The organism is Streptomyces sp. NPDC088124 (genome assembly GCF_040685895.1).
In the GTDB taxonomy this organism is placed as follows: Bacteria; Actinomycetota; Actinomycetes; order Streptomycetales; family Streptomycetaceae; genus Streptomyces.
The window spans coordinates 69,455-87,020 of the sequence record NZ_JBFBJB010000022.1 but is presented as its reverse complement, the minus strand read 5'-3'; the positions used below and the strand labels follow the sequence as shown (position 1 = coordinate 87,020).

Annotated in this window: 12 protein-coding genes and 2 pseudogenes; 9 read left to right on the top strand and 5 right to left on the bottom strand. The window is 71.9% G+C overall.

Annotated features, from left to right (window positions below):
- Positions 1–153: 153 nt before the first annotated feature.
- The 8 genes from AB0P17_RS19765 (at position 154) to AB0P17_RS19730 (ending at position 11,521) form a co-directional block, all read left to right on the top strand.
- Positions 154–651, top strand: a complete 498-nt coding sequence (locus AB0P17_RS19765; protein ID WP_365812628.1) for a hypothetical protein — start codon at positions 154–156, stop codon at positions 649–651.
- Positions 652–789: 138 nt separating this feature from the next.
- Positions 790–1,899 (top strand): LacI family DNA-binding transcriptional regulator, encoded by a 1,110-nt coding sequence (locus AB0P17_RS19760; protein ID WP_365812626.1) that lies wholly within the window; start codon positions 790–792, stop codon positions 1,897–1,899.
- A gap of 477 nt (positions 1,900–2,376) precedes the next feature.
- The gene (locus AB0P17_RS19755) at positions 2,377–3,546 is read left to right on the top strand and encodes an extracellular solute-binding protein (protein ID WP_365812625.1); all 1,170 of its coding nucleotides are present in this window, start codon (positions 2,377–2,379) and stop codon (positions 3,544–3,546) included.
- A gap of 16 nt (positions 3,547–3,562) precedes the next feature.
- Complete coding sequence (locus AB0P17_RS19750; RefSeq protein ID WP_365812623.1) at positions 3,563–4,564, top strand: sugar ABC transporter permease; 1,002 nt, start codon at positions 3,563–3,565, stop codon at positions 4,562–4,564.
- Positions 4,565–4,569: 5 nt separating this feature from the next.
- Positions 4,570–5,397 carry a carbohydrate ABC transporter permease gene (locus tag AB0P17_RS19745; RefSeq protein WP_365812621.1) on the top strand — a complete coding sequence of 276 codons (828 nt, stop codon included), beginning with the start codon at positions 4,570–4,572 and terminating at the stop codon, positions 5,395–5,397.
- A gap of 83 nt (positions 5,398–5,480) precedes the next feature.
- Positions 5,481–7,793, top strand: a complete 2,313-nt coding sequence (gene yicI / locus AB0P17_RS19740; protein WP_365812620.1) for an alpha-xylosidase — start codon at positions 5,481–5,483, stop codon at positions 7,791–7,793.
- Positions 7,794–7,920: 127 nt separating this feature from the next.
- Positions 7,921–10,218 (top strand): MMPL family transporter, encoded by a 2,298-nt coding sequence (locus AB0P17_RS19735; RefSeq protein WP_365812618.1) that lies wholly within the window; start codon positions 7,921–7,923, stop codon positions 10,216–10,218.
- A gap of 79 nt (positions 10,219–10,297) precedes the next feature.
- A complete protein-coding gene (locus AB0P17_RS19730) occupies positions 10,298–11,521 on the top strand; it encodes an SGNH/GDSL hydrolase family protein (RefSeq protein ID WP_365812616.1) in 1,224 nt (407 codons plus the stop codon).
- Positions 11,522–11,594: 73 nt separating this feature from the next.
- Here the strand turns inward: AB0P17_RS19730 and AB0P17_RS19725 are convergent.
- The 3 genes and pseudogenes from AB0P17_RS19725 to AB0P17_RS19715 all read right to left on the bottom strand — a co-directional run.
- A pseudogene (locus tag AB0P17_RS19725) lies at positions 11,595–12,806 on the bottom strand (MFS transporter); the annotation flags it as partial.
- Between the two features lie 620 nt (positions 12,807–13,426).
- Positions 13,427–14,050 carry a bifunctional 4-hydroxy-2-oxoglutarate aldolase/2-dehydro-3-deoxy-phosphogluconate aldolase gene (locus AB0P17_RS19720; protein WP_365812614.1) on the bottom strand — a complete coding sequence of 208 codons (624 nt, stop codon included), beginning with the start codon at positions 14,048–14,050 and terminating at the stop codon, positions 13,427–13,429.
- On the bottom strand, positions 14,037–14,624 hold the full coding sequence (locus tag AB0P17_RS19715) for an IclR family transcriptional regulator (RefSeq protein ID WP_365812613.1): 588 nt from the start codon (positions 14,622–14,624) through the stop codon (positions 14,037–14,039). Before AB0P17_RS19715 ends, AB0P17_RS19720 begins: the two co-directional genes overlap by 14 nt.
- A 57-nt stretch (positions 14,625–14,681) precedes the next feature.
- Here AB0P17_RS19715 and AB0P17_RS19710 point away from each other — a divergent pair.
- A pseudogene (locus AB0P17_RS19710) lies at positions 14,682–14,804 on the top strand (NAD(P)-dependent alcohol dehydrogenase); the annotation flags it as partial.
- Between the two features lie 136 nt (positions 14,805–14,940).
- On the opposite strand, the gene speB reads toward AB0P17_RS19710, so the two are convergent.
- Positions 14,941–15,954, bottom strand: a complete 1,014-nt coding sequence (gene speB, locus AB0P17_RS19705; RefSeq protein WP_365812610.1) for an agmatinase — start codon at positions 15,952–15,954, stop codon at positions 14,941–14,943.
- 94 nt (positions 15,955–16,048) lie between these two features.
- Positions 16,049–17,545, bottom strand: coding sequence for an aldehyde dehydrogenase family protein (locus AB0P17_RS19700; RefSeq protein WP_365812608.1), 1,497 nt, complete (start codon positions 17,543–17,545; stop codon positions 16,049–16,051).
- Between the last annotated feature and the right edge of the window lie 21 nt (positions 17,546–17,566).

Sequence of the window (17,566 nt, the reverse complement as noted above, 5' to 3'; positions counted from 1 at the left end):
CCTTCCGGACGGAACGCGCGCCCCGGCGGCACGGATTCCCGTGCGTGCGGACGCCCCGGCGGACCGTCCGCCCCGCCGTCCTCCGGTACGGAGCGGGGCTGACCGGCCGTGTGCGGAGGGTGCGGCCGCCCCGCGACCCGCTGGACGGAACGTGTGGCGCCGCTCGGCCCCGGCGGTACGGTCGCCCGGCACCGTGCCGTACGCCTGCTGCTGGCCGGGACCCGGCTGACCGCCAGCCCCTGGCCGGGCGGCGGCTGGCAACTCGCCGACCGGGGCGGACGCCGGCGCCACTGTGCGGGACTCGACGCGCTCTGGACCGCCGTACGCGCCCTCTCGGGGCCGGTGATCACCGCCGATCCCGGGGACACCACCCGCCTCCACCACCTGCCGCGGGCCCCCGTACTCGATCCGCACGCGCTGGTCGTCTGGACGGCGGCGGCGCTGCGCGCGGGGTCGGTACCGGGGCCGCTCACCGTGCGGGCGGCGGGCTGGTCGCTGACCGGCGGCGCGGACCCGGGCGCGGTTCCGGCGCTCCACCGCGGGGACCCGGATCCGGCGGCCCGCGCGGTGCGGGTCGAGGCCCCGTGGGGCGCCCGGACGCTCGCCGCGCATCTGACGCGGGTGTGCGCCGCCCCGGAGGAGCCGCGCTGACCCCGGGATGAGCCGCGTTGACCCCGGGGGTGGCCGGGAGCGCGCCAGGGACCGGCGCGGCGACCCGTTCGATACGATGAACGGCCAGCGCTGCCGCACGTCCTCCGGCGTCGTTCCCGCATCATCGAAGGGGTCGAGTTGGCTACCATCAGGGACGTCGCCCAGCGGGCCGGGGTCGCGCCCAGCACCGTCAGTTACGTCTTCAATGGCTCCCGCTCGATCTCCGAGGAGACCCGCAGACGCGTACAGGAGGCGGTGGACGCCCTCGGCTACCACCCGCGCGCCAGCGCGAGGACCCTGCGCAGCAGCCGGACCCATGTGATCGCCCTCGCCCTGCCCCGCGCGGCCGGTGAACGGCACGCCGTGGACGGCCGGTTCGCGATCGAGGTCAGCGACGCCGCCAACACCCTCGGCTACGACCTGCTGCTGACGACCTCTCAGGACAAGGCGGAGGGGCTGCGGCGCGTGGCGCTCAGCGGCCTCGCGGACGCGGCGGTCCTGATGGCCGTCGACATGGAGGACGCGCGGATCGACGTCGTACGGGAACTGGTCTTCCCCGCGGCCCTGATCGGGCGGCCCGCGGACGAGGACGCGCTGCCCTGGACCGACCTCGACTGGGAGGAGGCCGCGGCGCTCGCCGTCCGGGAACTCGCCGCCGCGGGCCACCGCGACCTGGTGTATCTCGCGCCCGGCGAGTCGGAGGTACGGGGGCGGCGCAGCTACGCGCTGCGCGGGATCGCCGGCGCCCGCCGGGGCGCCCGTACCACCGGCGCCGCCGTCAGGGTCGTCCACTCCGTCGGCGATCCGGCCACCCTGGCGCGCCGGCTCCGGGCGCTGCTGGGGGGCCGGACGGCCGACGGCACCCGACGGCCGGGGAGCGGCACGGGGGCCGCCGCGGCGCCGACCGCGCTGGTCGTGCAGCACCCCTCCGCGCACCACCACATCCTGGCGTCCCTGACCGCGGCCGGGCTGCGGGTGCCGGAGGACGTCACCGTCGTCGTCATCGGCACGCTCCCGGGCGACCCGTCGAGCCGCCGGCTGCCGCGGATCGACCTGCCGGTCCAGACACTGGCCACCGAGGTCACCCGGCTCGCCGTGTCCGCCGCCGCCGCGCTGCGGGAGGACACCGCGGCCGGTGCGGAGCGGGCGGAGCCGGGCGTGCGGCTGCTCGCCGACTCCGTCGGGCACCTGCTGATCGCACCGGTCCTGCTGCCGGGCACGCGGCCCCTCGGCGCGCCGCGGGGCTGACCCGCCCCGGCGGATTCCGACCTCTGGGGCGAACACGCCCGGGCGGATCCCGCCCCCCGTACCGAAGTCGCCCCGGCCGGATCCGGACCCCCGTACCGAAGACGCCGCCGCGCCCCTTGTCGCCGTTTCGGCGAGCGCCTAACATCGCCGCAGCGCTGAATCGAATCGATTCGACACCCGTTCTCCCGCCCGCCGCTCCGCCTCCCTCCGGCCCCTCCCTCCGGCCCCTCCCTCCGGCCCCTGGCTCCGGCACCCGCTGCCCGTGCGCGCCCCCGTCCTGTCCCGCTCGTCCGACGGCGTATCTCCGTACTCACCGGCTCATCCGCCTGCATCAACGCACAGACACACGCATCCCCGTACAGTCCCGCACATCTCCGTCTCCATACAGCGTTGTAGACCGAACGGAGTTCCCCTCCCATGCACCCGATCCGCCGCCGCCTTCCGGCGCCGGCCGTGCTTCTTACCGTGCTCGTGGCCATGGCACCGCTCGCCGGGTGCGCGCGGCTGCCCGACCCCGGCACCCTCACCGTCCTCAACTCGGCCACCGACACCCACGAACACACCCAGCAGCAGAAGTTCTTCGACCGCTGCGCGAAGCCGCTCGGGGTGAAGGTCAGACAGACCAGCGTCCCCGCCGACCAGGTGGTGTCCAAAGCGCTGCGGATGGCCTCGTCCCGCTCGCTGACCGACATCCTGGAACTGGACGGCTCCGAGCTCCCGCAGTTCGCCGACACCGGGGGCCTCCTCCCGCTGAAGGAGGCGGGCGTGGACGTGACCGGGATGTCGCCCGGCGCCGTCTCCATGGGCAGCTTCCGGGGCGACCAGTACGGCATCGCCCGGTCGGTCAACTCCCTCGCCCTGATCTACAACGTCGATCTGCTCCGCAAGGCGGGCGTCGAACCACCCACCACCTGGGAGGAGTTGAAGGCGACCGCCAAGAAGCTCACCCAGGGCCGGACGTTCGGGATGGCCTTCAGCGCGACCCCCGACGCGGACGGCGTCTACCAGTTCCTGCCGTTCTTCTGGTCGGCCGGTGGCGACGAGGCGCGCCTCGACGACGGCAGGGGAGCACCCGCCCTGCGGCTCTGGAAGGACCTGGTCGACGACAAGTCGGCCTCCAGCGCCGTCGTCACCTGGAACCAGCAGGACGTCAACGACCAGTTCATCGCGGGCCGCGCCGCGATGATGATCAACGGGCCGTGGCAGGTCCCGGTCCTCGGCGAGCACAAGGACCTCGACTGGGCGGTCGCCACGATCCCCGTACCCGAGGCCGGCCGCCCGCCGGTGCCGCCGATCGGCGGCACGGTGATGACCCTGCCCCGCACCGGTGACAGCGGGCGGCAGAAGACCGCCGCGCGGATCCTCGACTGCCTCAACGAGCAGCGCAACCAGATCTCCTGGGGCGAGTCCGTCTACAACGTCCCCACCCGGACGGCCGCCGCGGCCGCGTACAAGGCCCAGAACCCGAAGCTCGGCGCGTTCGCCGACCAGGTCGCCACCGCGCGCTCCCGCACCGACCGGGTCGGCTCCCGCTGGCCGGTCGTCTCCGACGCCCTCGCGGGCGCCTTCCAGTCCGTGCTGACCGGCCGCTCCACACCCGAGGCCGCCCTGAAGCAGGCCCAGTCACGGGCCACGGCCGGTGAGTGACGTGAGGAGACCCGCCATGCGCCCCACCACCCCGGCCGCCGCACCGGAACCCGCCGCGGCCCCCTCGGGGGACACCCCCGCGGCGGAGACGGGTACCACCGTCCCCGGCGCCGCGGCGCCCGGCGCCCCCGGCCGGCGCGGCGCGCTCCTGCGCCTGCTCTTCGTCGCGCCCGCCGTCCTCTACATGCTGGCCTTCTTCGGCTATCCGCTGGTGCGCAACGTCGTCATGAGCTTCCAGCACTTCACCCCGCGCACCTACTTCACCGGCGAGGCCCCCTTCAACGGGCTCGACAACTGGCGCGGTGTCTTCGGCAATCCGCTCTTCACCGACTCGCTCTGGCACACCCTGCTCTTCACCGCGGGCTCCCTGCTCGGCCAGTTCGTCATCGGCCTCGCGCTCGCCGTGTTCTTCTCCCGCCGCTTCCGGCTCTCCGGTTTCGTCCGCGCGGTCCTGCTGCTGCCCTGGCTCGTCCCGATGGTCGTCTCGGCCGTCGTCTGGCGCAAACTCCTCGACCAGGACACCGGCGTCCTCAACACCCTCCTGATGGACCTGCACCTCACCTCGTCCGCCGTGCCCTGGCTCAGCAGCCCGGACGTGGCCCTGCTCTCCGCCGTCCTCGTCAACATCTGGATCGGCATCCCCTTCAACATGGTGATCCTCTACGGCGGGCTCCAGGAGATCCCCCGCGACCTGTACGAGGCCGCGGCCCTCGACGGCGCCGGGCCCTGGCGCACCTTCCGCGCCCTCACCCTGCCGCTGCTGCGTCCGGTGGTGACCGTGGTCCTCATCCTCGGCTTCATGTCCACGGTGAAGATCCTCGACCTGATCCTCGCCCTGACCGGCGGCGGTCCCGCCGACTCCACCCAGACCCTGGGCACCGTCACCTACCAACTCTCCTTCCAACAGCTCAACTTCGGCCAGGGCGCGGTGGTCGGCAACGTTCTCATCCTGATCAGCGCGGTCTTCGCCGTGTTCTACCTGCGGGCCAACCGCTCCGACTTCGGCCAGGGGAAGTGACCGCGATGTCCACCACCGACTCCGCCCGCCGCCCGCGCGGCGGCGGCTCCACCGCCTTCGCGCTGCTGATCCTCGTCGTGCTGCTCTTCCCGCTCTACTGGATGGTCAACATCGCCCTCCAGCCCGGCGAGAGCCTCGCCGCCACCCACTGGCTGCCCACCTCACCCGGCTGGGACAACTTCCAGCGGGCGCTGAGCAGCCAGGGCGGCTCGCTGGTGACCAGCCTCGTCGTCGCGCTCGGCGCCGTCGTGGTCTGTCTGGCGCTGGCCGCGCCCGCCGCGTACGGCCTGGCCCAGCTCGGGCTGCGCGGCAGCCGTACGATGGTGTTCGCCACGCTGATCACCCAGATGGTCCCCGGCATCGTCATCGCCAACGCCCTCTACAGCGCCTATGTCGAGCTCCGGCTCGTCAACTCCCCGTTGGGGCTGATCCTCGCCGACGCCTCGCTCGGGCTGCCGTTCTCCATCGTGCTGCTGCGCGCCTTCATGGTGTCGATCCCGCGCGAGGTCGTGGAGGCGGCGCTGGTCGACGGCGCCAACCGGCTCACCGCCTTCGTCCGGATCGTGCTGCCGATGAGCCGCAACGCCCTGCTCACGGCGGGCCTGTTCACCTTTCTCTTCGCCTGGTCCGACTTCATGTTCGCCCTGACGCTCAACACCACCGACGACGTCAAACCGATCACCCTCTCCATGTACGAGTACATCGGCGCCCACGTCAGCGACTGGGGCGCGGTGATGGCGACCGCCGTCGTCTCCGCCGTCCCCGCCGCGATCCTGCTGGTGGTGGCGCAGAAGTACGTGGCCGCGGGCATCTCCGGCGGCTCCGTCAAATAACGGCCGCCGCACCGTCGAGCAGAGACCATCGACCTGATGGACCACCGATCCGCACCAGCCCCCTCCACAGAGCAGGAGCACTGATGAAGTTCACCGACGGGTACTGGCAGATGCGCCCCGGCGTGACCGCGCGGTACGCGGTCTCCGTCGCCGACGCCGAGGTCACCGACGACCGGGTCACCCTCTACGCGCCGGTGGGGCGGGTGACCCACCGCGGCGACACGCTCAACGCCCCCCTCGTGACCGTCGACTGCTGGTCACCCGCCGAAGGCGTCATCGGCGTCCGCGTCACCCATCACGGCGGACGCGCCCCGAGGACACCGGAGTTCGCGCTCGCCACCGGCTCCGGCACCGGCTCGGGGAAGGTGGTCAGGGAGGGCACCACGATCGAGCTCGCCTCCGGGGAACTCTCCGTGCGGACCGACACCGACGCGCCCTGGCAGCTCGACTTCACGGCGGGCGGGCGGACCCTCACCTCGGTCGGCGGGCGCGGGGCCGGCTTCGCGACCGACGCCGAGGGCCGGCACTTCATGCTCGCTCAGCTCTCGCTCGCCGTCGGGGAGAGCGTGTACGGGCTGGGCGAACGCTTCACCCCGTTCGTCAAGAACGGCCAGACGGTGGACATCTGGCAGGCGGACGGCGGCACCAGCAGCGAGCAGGCGTACAAGAACATCCCGTTCCACCTCACCACCCGCGGATACGGCGTCTTCGTCAACCACCCCGGTCAGGTCTCGTACGAGGTGGGCTCCGAGGCCGTCGGGCGCGTCCAGTTCAGCGTCGAGGACCAGAGCCTGGAGTTCTACGTCATCCACGGCCCCGGCCCCCGGGAGATCCTCGCCCGGTACACCGCGCTCACCGGCCGTCCCGCGCTGCCGCCCGCCTGGTCGTTCGGCCTCTGGCTCTCGACCTCCTTCACCACCTCGTACGACGAGGCCACCGTCAACCGGTTCGTCCAGGGCATGGCCGACGCCGAAATCCCCCTGAGCGTCTTCCACTTCGACTGCTTCTGGATGCGCGAGTACCAATGGAGCGACTTCGTCTGGGACCCGGACGTCTTCCCCGACCCGGAGGGCATGCTCGCCCGGCTGCGCCAGCGCGGGCTGCGCGTCTGCGCCTGGATCAACCCGTACATCGCGCAGAAGTCGCCCCTCTTCGCCGAGGGGATGGCCGCGGGCTATCTGCTCAGGAAGCCCGACGGGGACGTCTGGCAGTGGGACCGCTGGCAGCCCGGCATGGCGCTGGTCGACTTCACCAACCCGGACGCCCGGGTCTGGTACGCCGACAAGCTGCGTGTCCTGCTCGACCAGGGTGTCGACTGCTTCAAGACGGACTTCGGCGAGCGGGTGCCCGTCGACGTCGCGTGGCACGACGGATCCGACCCGGAGCGGATGCACAACTACTACACGCAGATCTACAACGAGACCGTCTTCGAACTGCTGCGCCAGGAGCGCGGCGAGGGCGAGGCCGTCGTCTTCGCCCGCTCCGCGACCACCGGCGGCCAGCGGCTCCCCGTGCACTGGGGCGGCGACTGCGAGTCGACGTTCGAGGCCATGGCCGAGTCGCTGCGCGGCGGGCTGTCGCTGGGGCTGTCCGGCTTCGGCTTCTGGAGCCATGACATCGGCGGCTTCGAGGGCACACCGACCCCCGCCGTCTTCAAGCGATGGGTCCAGTTCGGCCTGCTCTCCTCGCACAGCAGGCTGCACGGATCCAAGTCCTACCGGGTGCCGTGGGACTACGGGGAGGAGGCCGTCGCCGTCACCCGCGACTTCACCCGGCTCAAGCACCGGCTGATGCCGTACCTCTACCGCGCCGCGACCCAGGCCAGGGACACCGGTACGCCCGTGATGCGCGCCATGGTGGTGGAGTTCCCCGACGACCCGGCCTGCCACCCGCTCGACCGGCAGTACATGCTCGGCGACGACCTGCTGGTCGCCCCGGTCTTCACCGAGGACGGCTCCGTCGAGTACTACGTGCCCGCCGGCGCCTGGACCAACATCCTGACCGGCGCCCAGGTCACCGGGCCCGGCTGGCGCCGCGAGACCCACGGCTTCGACACCCTGCCGCTGCTCGCCAGGCCCGGCGCGGTGATCCCGCTCGGCGCCGTGGACGAAGGGCCCGAGTACGACTGGGCGGACGGGGTGACCCTGCGCGTGCACACCCCGGCGGACGGCGCGGAGGTCGTCACCGCCGTCCCCGCGCCGGACGGATCGGGCCCCGCCGCGGTCTTCACCACCCGGCGCGACGGTGACGAGATCGTCGTGGAGACCGGGAGCGCACTGCCCTGGAAGGTTCTGCTGGTGGGCGCGGAACCCACCGGGGACGCCGTCGCGGATCCGCTCGGCGCGCTCCACAGCGCCCCGGCGGGCACCCACCGGCTGACGCTCCGCCTGGCCTGAGCCCCGTCCGCGTACCCCCAGCGGGTCACCGTCGCCACCGTGGCCGCATACGCAAAGACAACCCTGTTTGTCGCATATGGCGTATTGATGATGGTGAGCTGATGTTACGCACCCTCTGGGGGTACGCATGGCCGCACGCGGCGGTACGGACGGAACGGCGGCGGCGAACCGGACGCGGCCGGGCCTCCTGCGGCGCGTCGGCGAGTGGTGCGCCCGTCATGTCGTCGTGGTCGTCGTTGCCTGGCTGGTCGCCCTCGGCGGGCTGCACGCGCTGCAGAACACGTTCGGAGGTACGTACTCCGACAACTTCACCCTCCCCGGAACCCAGTCGGACACCGGTGCCCGGGTGCTCGGCGCACACGCGCCCGGCGTTGGCGGCGTCGGCGCCCAGGTCGTCCTGCACGACGGGAAGCAGTCCCTCACCGCCGTACGGAGCCAGATCGACCAGACGGTCGCCTCCCTCCAGAAGCTCCCGCACGTCCTGTCCGCCGTCAGTCCGCTGCCCGCCACGCCCTCCTCGCCGCCCACCGGAGCGCTCACCCCCGACGGGCGGACCGGCTACATCAGCGTCCGCTTCAGCGCCAACCCCACCTCGTTCCCCCACTCGTATCTCGACCGCGTCGACCAGGCGGTGCGGCCGCTGCGCGCCGCGGGCGTCCAGGTCGAGTACGGGGGACCGCTCGGTGAACTCGCCCGCCCGAAAGCCGCGGACCTGACCAGCGAGGCCATCGGGTTCGCCGTGGCGGTGATCGTCCTGCTGATCGGATTCGGCAGCGTCATCGCCGCCGGGATCCCGCTGCTCACCGCCCTGATCGCGGTCATCGTCGGGCTGGCCTGCCTGAGCCTGATCGCCGCGGCCTTCACCTTCGCGAGCGTCTCGCCCACCCTCGCCACGATGATCGGACTCGGCGTCGGCATCGACTACGCCCTCTTCCTGATCACCCGGCACCGCCAGCTGTCGATGGACGGCGCGGACCCGGTGACGGCGGCGGGCCGTGCCGTCGCCACCAGCGGCCGGGCCGTACTCGTCTCCGGATGCACCGTGATCGTCGCCCTGGCGGGGCTGTACGTCTCCCGGATCGGCTTCATCGGCAAGCTCGGCGCGGCGGCGGCCGTCACCGTCATCACCGCCGTCCTCGGCGCGCTCACCCTCGTCCCGGCCCTCCTCGGGCTCGCCGGCCGCCGGATCGACCGCTACCGGGTCCGCCGCCCGGTGGCGGAGGGCGTCTCCGACCCGGGGTTCGTCCGCGCCGAGCGGCACGGCGGCAGTACCCGGGTCCCCACCGGGACGGGGGGCGGCTGGCACCGGTACGCCCAGCGCGTGGAGCACCGTCCGTGGTGGTTCCTGCTCGGCGGCGTCGTGATCGTCGGCGTCCTCGCCATCCCCCTGTTCTCCATCCGCCTGGGCCACATCGACGACGGGGCCGCCCCCACGAGCTTCACCGACCGGCGCGCGTACGACCTGATCTCCGAGGGCTTCGGGCCCGGTGCCAACGGCCCCCTCACCCTCGTCGTCGACCAGAGCGAGGTGCCGCCGGCCGACCGTTCGGCGCTCGCCGCCAACCTGACGAAGGCGCTCACCGACGTCCCCGGCGCGGCCAGTATCAGCCCGCTCACCCCGGCCGGTGACGGCGAGGTGCTGACGGCCACGGCGCTCTCCCGCACCTCGCCCCAGTCCGCCGGGACGGCGAAACTCTTCCGCCACCTCAAGGACGACGTGCTGCCGCGTGGCGCGGCCGGCACCGCGGCCGCGACCTATGTGACGGGCACGACCGCCGCCCAGGAGGACTTCCTCGACCTCAACTCGGCCCGGCTGCCGCTCATCATCGGCGTGGTGGTCGCCCTCGCCTTCCTCATCATCCTCCTCGTGTTCCGCGGGGTCCTGGTGGCGCTCAAGGCCGCCGTGCTCAACCTCATCTCGATCGCGGCGTCGTACGGCGTCGTCGTCGCCGTCTTCCAATGGGGGTGGGGCGGGCCCGCGCTGGGCGTCAACGGGACCGTGCCCATCGAGAGTTACGTGCCGATGATGATGTTCGCCATCGTCTTCGGGCTGAGCATGGACTACGAGGTCTTCCTGCTCTCCCGGGTCCACGAGGCCTGGCGCCGTACCCACCGCAGCGGGGAGAGCGTCGCGCACGGTCTGGAGATCACCGCGCGGGTGATCACCTGTGCCGCCCTCATCATGGTCAGCGTCTTCGCCGCGTTCATCCTGAGCGACAACATCGTGGTCAAGATGATCGGCCTCGGCCTGGCCGTCAGCGTCCTGATCGACGCGACCATCGTCCGGCTGCTGCTCGTCCCGGCGGTGATGACCCTGCTGGGCTCCGCCGCCTGGTGGACGCCCCGGTGGCTGGACCGGCTCCTGCCGCACGTGGACGCGGAGGGCGTCGAACCGGAGGCGCCCGGCATCCGTGTCATGGAGTGAGGTCACCCCTGGAGGTGGCCCCGTTTTATGTCATGGGCACGACTGTCGTCACGAGAGGCTTCAACCCGCAATGAGAAGTGTGGAGTTACCTCGCCGCGCCCGCCGCGCGGCCGTCGCCCTCGCCCTCGGCGCCCTCGCCTTCGGTGCCGTCACCACCGTCCCGCAGGAGGCCACCGCCGCGCCGGCCGCGCGTACCACCCCCGTCGTCACCTGGGCCGCCAGCGCCGACCGGCTGGACACCGCCGTACCCGAACGCACCCACCGCGTCGTCGTCCGCACCAGCGCGGGCGGCAGCGCGCTGCGGATCCGGCTCTCCAACGCCTTCGGCGAGCAGCCGGTGACCTTCGGCCGCGCCTACGCGGGGGCCGTGGACTCGGGCGCCGCCGTGGTGCCCGGCACCAACCGCGCGCTGACCTTCCGCGGCGCCGCCTCCGTCACCGTACCGGCGGGCGGTTCCGTCTACAGCGATCCGCTGCCGGGCACCGTACGGCCGTACGCGGACCTGGCCGTCAGCCTGTACGTACGGGACGCGTCCGGCACCGCCACCGGCCACCGGATGGGGCTTCAGACCTCGTACATCGCCCCCGCCGGAGACCACGCGGCCGAGGACGCCGGCACGGCGTACACCCAGCGCACGAGCTTCCGCTACTACCTCGACGCCGTGGTGACCGACGCGCCGCGCGGCACCGGCGCCGTCGTCGCGCTGGGTGACTCGATCACCGACGGCGCGAGCTCCACCGCCGACACCAACCGGCGCTGGCCCGACTTCCTCGCACGGCGGCTCGGCGACGACCGGCGGACCACCGTCAAGGGCGTCGCCAACGAGGGGATCTCCGGCAACAAGGTCCTCACCGACGGGGCCGGGGAGAGCGCGCTGAAGCGGCTCGACCGCGACGTCCTGTCGCAGCGCGGCCTGCGGACGGTGATCCTGCTCGAAGGCGTCAACGACATCAAGGCCACCCCGGCGCCCACCGCCGCCGAGATGATCGACGGCTACCGCGAGATCATCGCCCGCACCCACGCCGCGGGCGCCTGCGCGGTCGGGGCGACGGTCATGCCGTACCAGGGCTGGCGCGAGTGGAACGCGGCCGGCGAGGCGGTGCGCCAGGAGGTCAACGCGTTCATCCGGGAGAGCGGCGCGTTCGACGCCGTCATCGACTTCGACGCGGCGATCGGCGACCCGGCGGCCCCGGAGCGGATGCTGCCCGCGTACGACAGCGGGGACCATCTCCACCCGAACGACACGGGCATGCGGGTCATGGCGGACACCGTCGACACCCGCGCGCTGCGCTGCGGAAGGTAGGCCACCGGGGATCCGGCCGTACGACGCGTACCGGCGGCCCCGGGGCAGGCTGCCCCGGGGCCGCCGGGTTCCTTCAGACGGCCGAGGTGACCGCCGTCCGGCCGTTCCCGCCCGCCTCCTCGGAGTCCTCGCGCTCGGCCCGGGGCCGCGGTGAGCGGGCCAGAAGCAGGGCCAGCAGGGTCAGCGCCTGACACACGATGACGAAGGCGATGACCAGCCAGGGTCCGTCCGTGGCGGCCACCAGCGCGGTCGCGATGAACGGGGTGGTACCGCCGAGCACCATCACATTGAGCTCACGGGAGAAGGCGATCGCAGTGAAGCGGTAGCGCGTCTCGAACAGTTCGGACAGGAAGGCCGACTGCGAACCGAGCATGGCGCTCTGCCCGACACCGTAGGCGAGCGTCATGGCGACGACGATGAGCACGGGCTGCTCCGTCTGGAGCAGCAGGAAGTACGGCGGGATGTAGAGCGCCGTGAAGATGGCGCCGCCGGCCATGACCGGAGCGCGTCCCACCCGGTCGGACAGCCGGCCGAACAGGGGCACCGCGACGATGCTGCTGCCCACGGCCACCACCACACCGACCGTCGCCACCGTCGCCGGTACCCCCAGTGTGTTCTTGAGATAGCTGAGCGAGAACGTGTTGACGAGATAGCCGGCCACGTTCAGCCCGGAACCGCACAGTAGCCCCACGATCCGGTGGCGGGGACGCTCCCGCAGGGCCTGCACGACGGGAATCCGGCGGGCCGGGGACTTCTCGGCAGCCATGTCCTCGATGGCCTCCTTGGTCCGGACGAAATCGGGGGTCTCCTCGATACGGCGCCGGATGAACAGGGCCACCCCGAAGATGACGACACTGGCCAGGAAGGGGACGCGCCAGGCCCAGCCGAGCAGGATGTCCTCCGGGATCGTGGCCAGGATCGAGAAGAAGCCGGTGGAGAGCACGAAGGCGAGACCGACCGACGCCTGGGCGAAGGAGGTGTAGAGGCCACGCCGCCGGGCGGGCGCGTACTCGGCGACGGTCGTGACGGCCCCGGCGAACTCGGCGCCCGCGCCGATCCCCTGGAGGATGCGGGTGATCAGGAGCAGGATGGGGGCCCAGACCCCCACCGTGTCGTACGTGGGCAAGAGCCCGACGGCGACGGTGGCCACTCCCATCAGGGTGATGGTGAAGATCAGGACGGGCTTGCGCCCGACCCGGTCGCCGACGTGGGCGGCGATGAGGCCGCCGATGGGCCGGACGAAGAACGCCACCGCGAACACCGCGAACGACGCGAGGGTTTCCCGCCACCGAGCTCTGGCCCGGGAAGAACAGCGGGCCGAAGACCAGGGCGGACGCCACGCCGTACAGCGCGAAGTCGTACCACTCGATGACCGTGCCGATGGAACTCGCCACGACGACGCGTCTGACGGCCTTCGGGTCGAATTCGGATGAGGAAGGTGTGTGTGCCATGAGGACTCTCTTCAGGATCGCCTTGCTGATTTCGCCGTTGAAGTGCAGCGCGACGCCCCTGTACGGGGTGTGCGGCTCTTGGCGCGCGCCGGGAAGGGGTGGGCCGGCGCGGCGGGGACGCTGTCGGTGGAGGGGATCGCGCGGGGAACGCCGGGAGGGCGTGCCGGGGGCCTCTGCGACAGACGGGAAAGGGTGTCATGGCCGTCGGACCGCTGTCGTACGGCCGTGCGGACCGGTCTCCGGGCAGGAGGGCCCGTCGGTCGGTGTGTCGGTGTGTGCCGGCTCCGGTGCGACGCGATGCGCCGTGCCGGAGTGCGGCGTTGTGTTCTCTCCGGCCGCGGCGGAGACGTGGAGGTTCCGCGGCTCAGGGAGCGGGGGACTTCGGGGAAGCGGTCCGTGTGTCACGTGGGGCGACGCGCGGCGTGGTGCGGGCGGGGTCGTTGGACGGTGTGGGTCAGCGCATGGGACTCACCGCTTCCCGTAGCCGGGGAAGAGCGGAGGGATCGGCCAGCGCGGACCCCACGGCGACCGCCGCGCACCCTGCCGACAGGAACTCGGCGGCGTTGTCGGCGCTGATGCCGCCGGTGGCGACGAAGCGGACGTCGGGGAACGGACCCAGCTGCGCGGTGATCCAGTCGGCACCGAGCTGCTGCGCGGGGAACGCCTTGAGCCAGGTGTGGCCCGCGGCCTGGGCGGTGGCGATGTCGGTGGCGGTGGCGACGCCGGGCAGGTGGGGCAGTCCGGCGTCCGCGGACGCGTCGACGACTTCCCGGTGCAGGCCCGGCGCCACGGTGAAGGCCGCGCCGATCTCCTGGACGGCCCGCAGCCGCCGCACGGTGGTGACGGTGCCGGCCCCGACCTGCTTGCCGTGGTCGCGGGCGGCTTCGACGGCGGCTCTCAAGGAGGGGAGCGCGGCGTCGGACTGTACGGGGATCTCCACGAGTTCGACGCCGAAATCCCAGGCGCGGCGGCACAGTTCGACCGTGGCGCTCGGATCCTGGCCGCGGAAGATGCCCATCACGGGGCTTGCGGACAGGTGCCGGGCGAAGAAGCCGGCACTGACATCAGTGGCGGTCATGAGTGTTTCCTTTCCAGCCCAGCTCGGTGCTGATCCGCTGGGCGGCCGAGCGGAACTCGTCGAGGTGGGTGCGGAGTTCGGTGAGCGGGGCGACGGCGGACAGCGCGGTGACGGAGATCCCGTGGGTGACCTTGCCGCGGGCGTCGAAGACCGGCAGGGCGACGCAGTTGATGTATTCCTCGTGTTCGCCGTTGTCCTCGGCCCAGCCGCGGGCGCGGGCCTCGCGGAGTTCCTCGACGAGGGAGTCCCGGGTGGTGTGTGTGGTGTCGGTGTAGCGCTCGAAGGTGGCCTGGCCGAGGATGCGTTCCTGGGTCGCCGGGTCCTGGTAGGCGGTGATCACTTTGGCGACACCCGCGGTGTGGGTCTGGGCCGGGAGGCCGATACGCGATCCCATGGCGACACTGCCGCGGCCGTCGATCTTGTCGACGTAGACGATGCGGTCGCCGACGAGTTCCCCGAGGTGCACGGTGTGACCGTGGCGCTCGCCCAGCTCCTGCAGGACGGGATGGGCGAGGGAGCGGGCCTCGACCTGGTCGAGTGCGAGCTGGCCGTAGGCGATGAGCTGGAAGCCCATGGCGTAGAGTCCGCCCGCGTCCTTGCGGACGAAGCCGGCCTCCTCCAGCGTCCGCAGGTCTGGCGGGAAGGCCGGTTCCCGTTCGACCGGCTCGTCCGCACCTACCCGCTCGCGGAGGTCAACGCCGCGGAGGCCGACTCGTTGTCAGGTAGGACGATCAAGCCGGTTCTCATCCCCTGAACCCGTCAATCCAGTCCGCGATCCGACCGGCTCGTGTTCGCGGTGCCCCTGTACGAGCTGCATTCCCTGTCAAGTCCTACGGCTTGAACCTCTACAACCCTCCCGAGCCCTCGCCCGGTTGCCGAGCCGGCCGCAGTCAGGCTCCGCGCGTCGTGTCGGGCGCTCGCCCCGGTGTCGGCTTGGGCGCCCAGGCGGAGAGGAGTTCGTAACCGACATGGGCGGCGGCCACGCCGGTGATCTCGGCGTGGTCATAGGCGGGGGCCACTTCGACGATGTCCGCGCCCACGACGTTCAGCCCACTCGTCGCGCGCAGCATCATGAGCAGTTCGCGGGAAGTGAGCCCGCCGGACTCCGGCGTACCGGTGCCCGGCGCGAAGGCGGGATCCAGGACGTCGATGTCGACCGAGATGTAGACCGGGCGGTCCTGGAGGCGGGCGCGCATCCGCTCGATGGTGTCCCTCACGCCTATGTCCTCGATCTCCTCGCAGCGGATGGGCACGAATCCGAGGGCGCGGTCCTGCTTCATGTCACCCGGGCCGTACAGGCCGCCGCGGATGCCGACGTGCATGCAGCCCTGGGGGTCGAGCAGTCCTTCCTCGGCGGCTCTGCGGAAGGGGGTGCCGTGCAGGTAGGGCGAGTTGAAGTAGGTGTCCCACGTGTCGAGGTGTGCGTCGAAGTGCAGGACGGAGACCGGCCCGTGCTGGGCGTGCAGGGCCCGCAGGACGGGCAGGGCGATGGTGTGGTCGCCGCCGAGGACGAGCAGCTTCCCGGCGCGTTCGAGAACGGCGCGGGTGCCGTTCTCGATGGTTGTGATGGCGGCCGGGATGTCGTACGGGTGGGCGGCGATGTCGCCGAGGTCGACCACCTGCTGGCCGAGAAAGGGCCAGGCGTCGGCCTCCGGGTTGTACGGCCGTAGCAGACGGGAGCTGATGCGGATGTGCTGCGGGCCGAAGCGGGCGCCGGGACGGTAGCTCACACCTGCGTCGAAGGGCACGCCGACGACCGCGACGTCCAGGTCTCCGGTTTCGTGGGGGCGGGGAAGAGATGCGAACGTGGTGGGTCCGGCGAAGCGGGGGACCTGGGTGAAGTCGACCTGGCCAACCACTTGGTCGAGGTGGACCCGTGGCTGCGAGGGCAGGGGGAGGCTCACTGCGCTGTCCTTTGTGTCGTGGGGATGCAGGGTGCGGGCGTGCGCGGGGGGCCAGGTGTGGCTGGTGACGACAGGCGGCCGACTGCGGGGTGGGCTACAGACCGATCACGGTGGTCTTGAGTTCGGTGTAGTGGTCGACGGCGGCCGAGCCGAGCTCACGGCCGAATCCGGACGCCTTCACGCCGCCGAAGGGCAACGTCGGGTGGAAGATGCCGTAGGTATTGGCCCAGACCGTGCCGGCGCGCAGGCCGCGGGCGACGCGGTGCACCCGGGAGACGTCCTTGCTCCACACTGAGGAGGCCAGGCCGTAGGCGGTGCCGTTGGCGAGGCGGATCGCCTCTGCCTCGTCGTTGAAGGGCAGCACGCTCAGGACGGGCCCGAACACCTCCTCCTGCTCGACGGTCTGACCCGGGCGGACACCGGTGACCAGGGTCGGGGCGACGAAGAAACCGTCCTCCGCCGGCAACGAGCAGGCGGTTTGTACTTCGGCGCCCTCCGCGACGGCCTTCGCCACCAGCGTGACGACATGGTCACGCTGCTTGGCCGAGATGAGCGGGCCCATGGTCGTGCCGGGAGCCAGACCGTGGCCGACCGAAGTCGCGCCCGCCGTCCGCCGCAGGAGCTCGGTGACGAACTCGTCGTGGATGCGGCGGTCGACCAGCAGGCGGCTGCCGGCGATACACACCTGGCCGGCGTTGGTCCAGATGCCGGCCATCACGCCCTCGATGGCTGCGTCCATGTCGGCGTCCGCGAAGACGATCTGTGGGCTCTTGCCGCCGAGTTCCAGGCTCACTCTGGTCGTCGTGGTGGCGGCGGCGCGCATGACCGACTGGCCGGTGCGGGTCGAGCCGGTGAAGGCGATCTTGTCGACGCCTTCGGCCGCGGTGAGGGCCGCACCGGTCGCGCCGGCACCGGGTACGACATTGACCACACCGTCCGGGATGCCGGTCTGTGCGCACAACTGGGCGAAGTACGCGGTCGACAGCACCGTTTGTTCGGACGGCTTGGCGACGAACGTATTGCCGAAGGCGAGTGCGGGCGCGAGCTTGTACATCAGGATGGGCAGCGGATAGTTCCAGGGCGTGATCGCTGCGCACACCCCGAGCGGCTCGCGGGTTCCGGTCGCCAGGAAAGCGCGAGGTGCGGGATAGACAGCACCCTCTACCTTCGTGGCCCAACCCGCGTAGTAGCGCAGCACTGCGACGGCCTCGTCGACGTCCAGTCGGGCCTCGGCCAGGGTCTTGCCCGTGTCCAGCGCTTCGAGCTGGGCGACGGTCTCCGTGGTCCCTTCCAGCAGGTCGGCCAGGAGGCGCAGCTCGGACTCCCGCTGCTCGGGGTCGAGTTCACTCCAGCGGCCGTCGTCGAAGGCGGTGCGAGCGGCTGCCACGGCGTCGTTCACGTCCTGGGCGGACGCGGCGGCGTACTCGGTGAGAGGTAGTCCGGTGCCCGGGTCGATCACCGCGATGCGGTCGTCGGAGCGGGCAGTGCGGAAGGAACCGCCGATGAACGGCTCCAGCGGCGGCTTCTCCAGCCAGGCGCGGGTGGAGGCCAGGAGGTTGTCGCGCACGACAGGCGCGAGACGGGTGGTCATGGCTGTTCACTCTCCGGTGTC

What these genes read in the sequence shown, in the direction of transcription:
- AB0P17_RS19755 (WP_365812625.1), top strand. Translation starts at nt 2,377, where the DNA reads ATGGCACCGCTCGCCGGGTGCGCGCGGCTGCCCGACCCCGGCACCCTC.
- AB0P17_RS19720 (WP_365812614.1), bottom strand. Translation starts at nt 14,050, where the DNA reads ATGACCGCCACTGATGTCAGTGCCGGCTTCTTCGCCCGGCACCTGTCC.
- AB0P17_RS19735 (WP_365812618.1), top strand. Translation starts at nt 7,921, where the DNA reads ATGGCCGCACGCGGCGGTACGGACGGAACGGCGGCGGCGAACCGGACG.
- yicI (WP_365812620.1), top strand. Translation starts at nt 5,481, where the DNA reads ATGAAGTTCACCGACGGGTACTGGCAGATGCGCCCCGGCGTGACCGCG.
- AB0P17_RS19750 (WP_365812623.1), top strand. Translation starts at nt 3,563, where the DNA reads ATGCGCCCCACCACCCCGGCCGCCGCACCGGAACCCGCCGCGGCCCCC.
- AB0P17_RS19745 (WP_365812621.1), top strand. Translation starts at nt 4,570, where the DNA reads ATGTCCACCACCGACTCCGCCCGCCGCCCGCGCGGCGGCGGCTCCACC.
- AB0P17_RS19715 (WP_365812613.1), bottom strand. Translation starts at nt 14,624, where the DNA reads ATGGGCTTCCAGCTCATCGCCTACGGCCAGCTCGCACTCGACCAGGTC.
- AB0P17_RS19700 (WP_365812608.1), bottom strand. Translation starts at nt 17,545, where the DNA reads ATGACCACCCGTCTCGCGCCTGTCGTGCGCGACAACCTCCTGGCCTCC.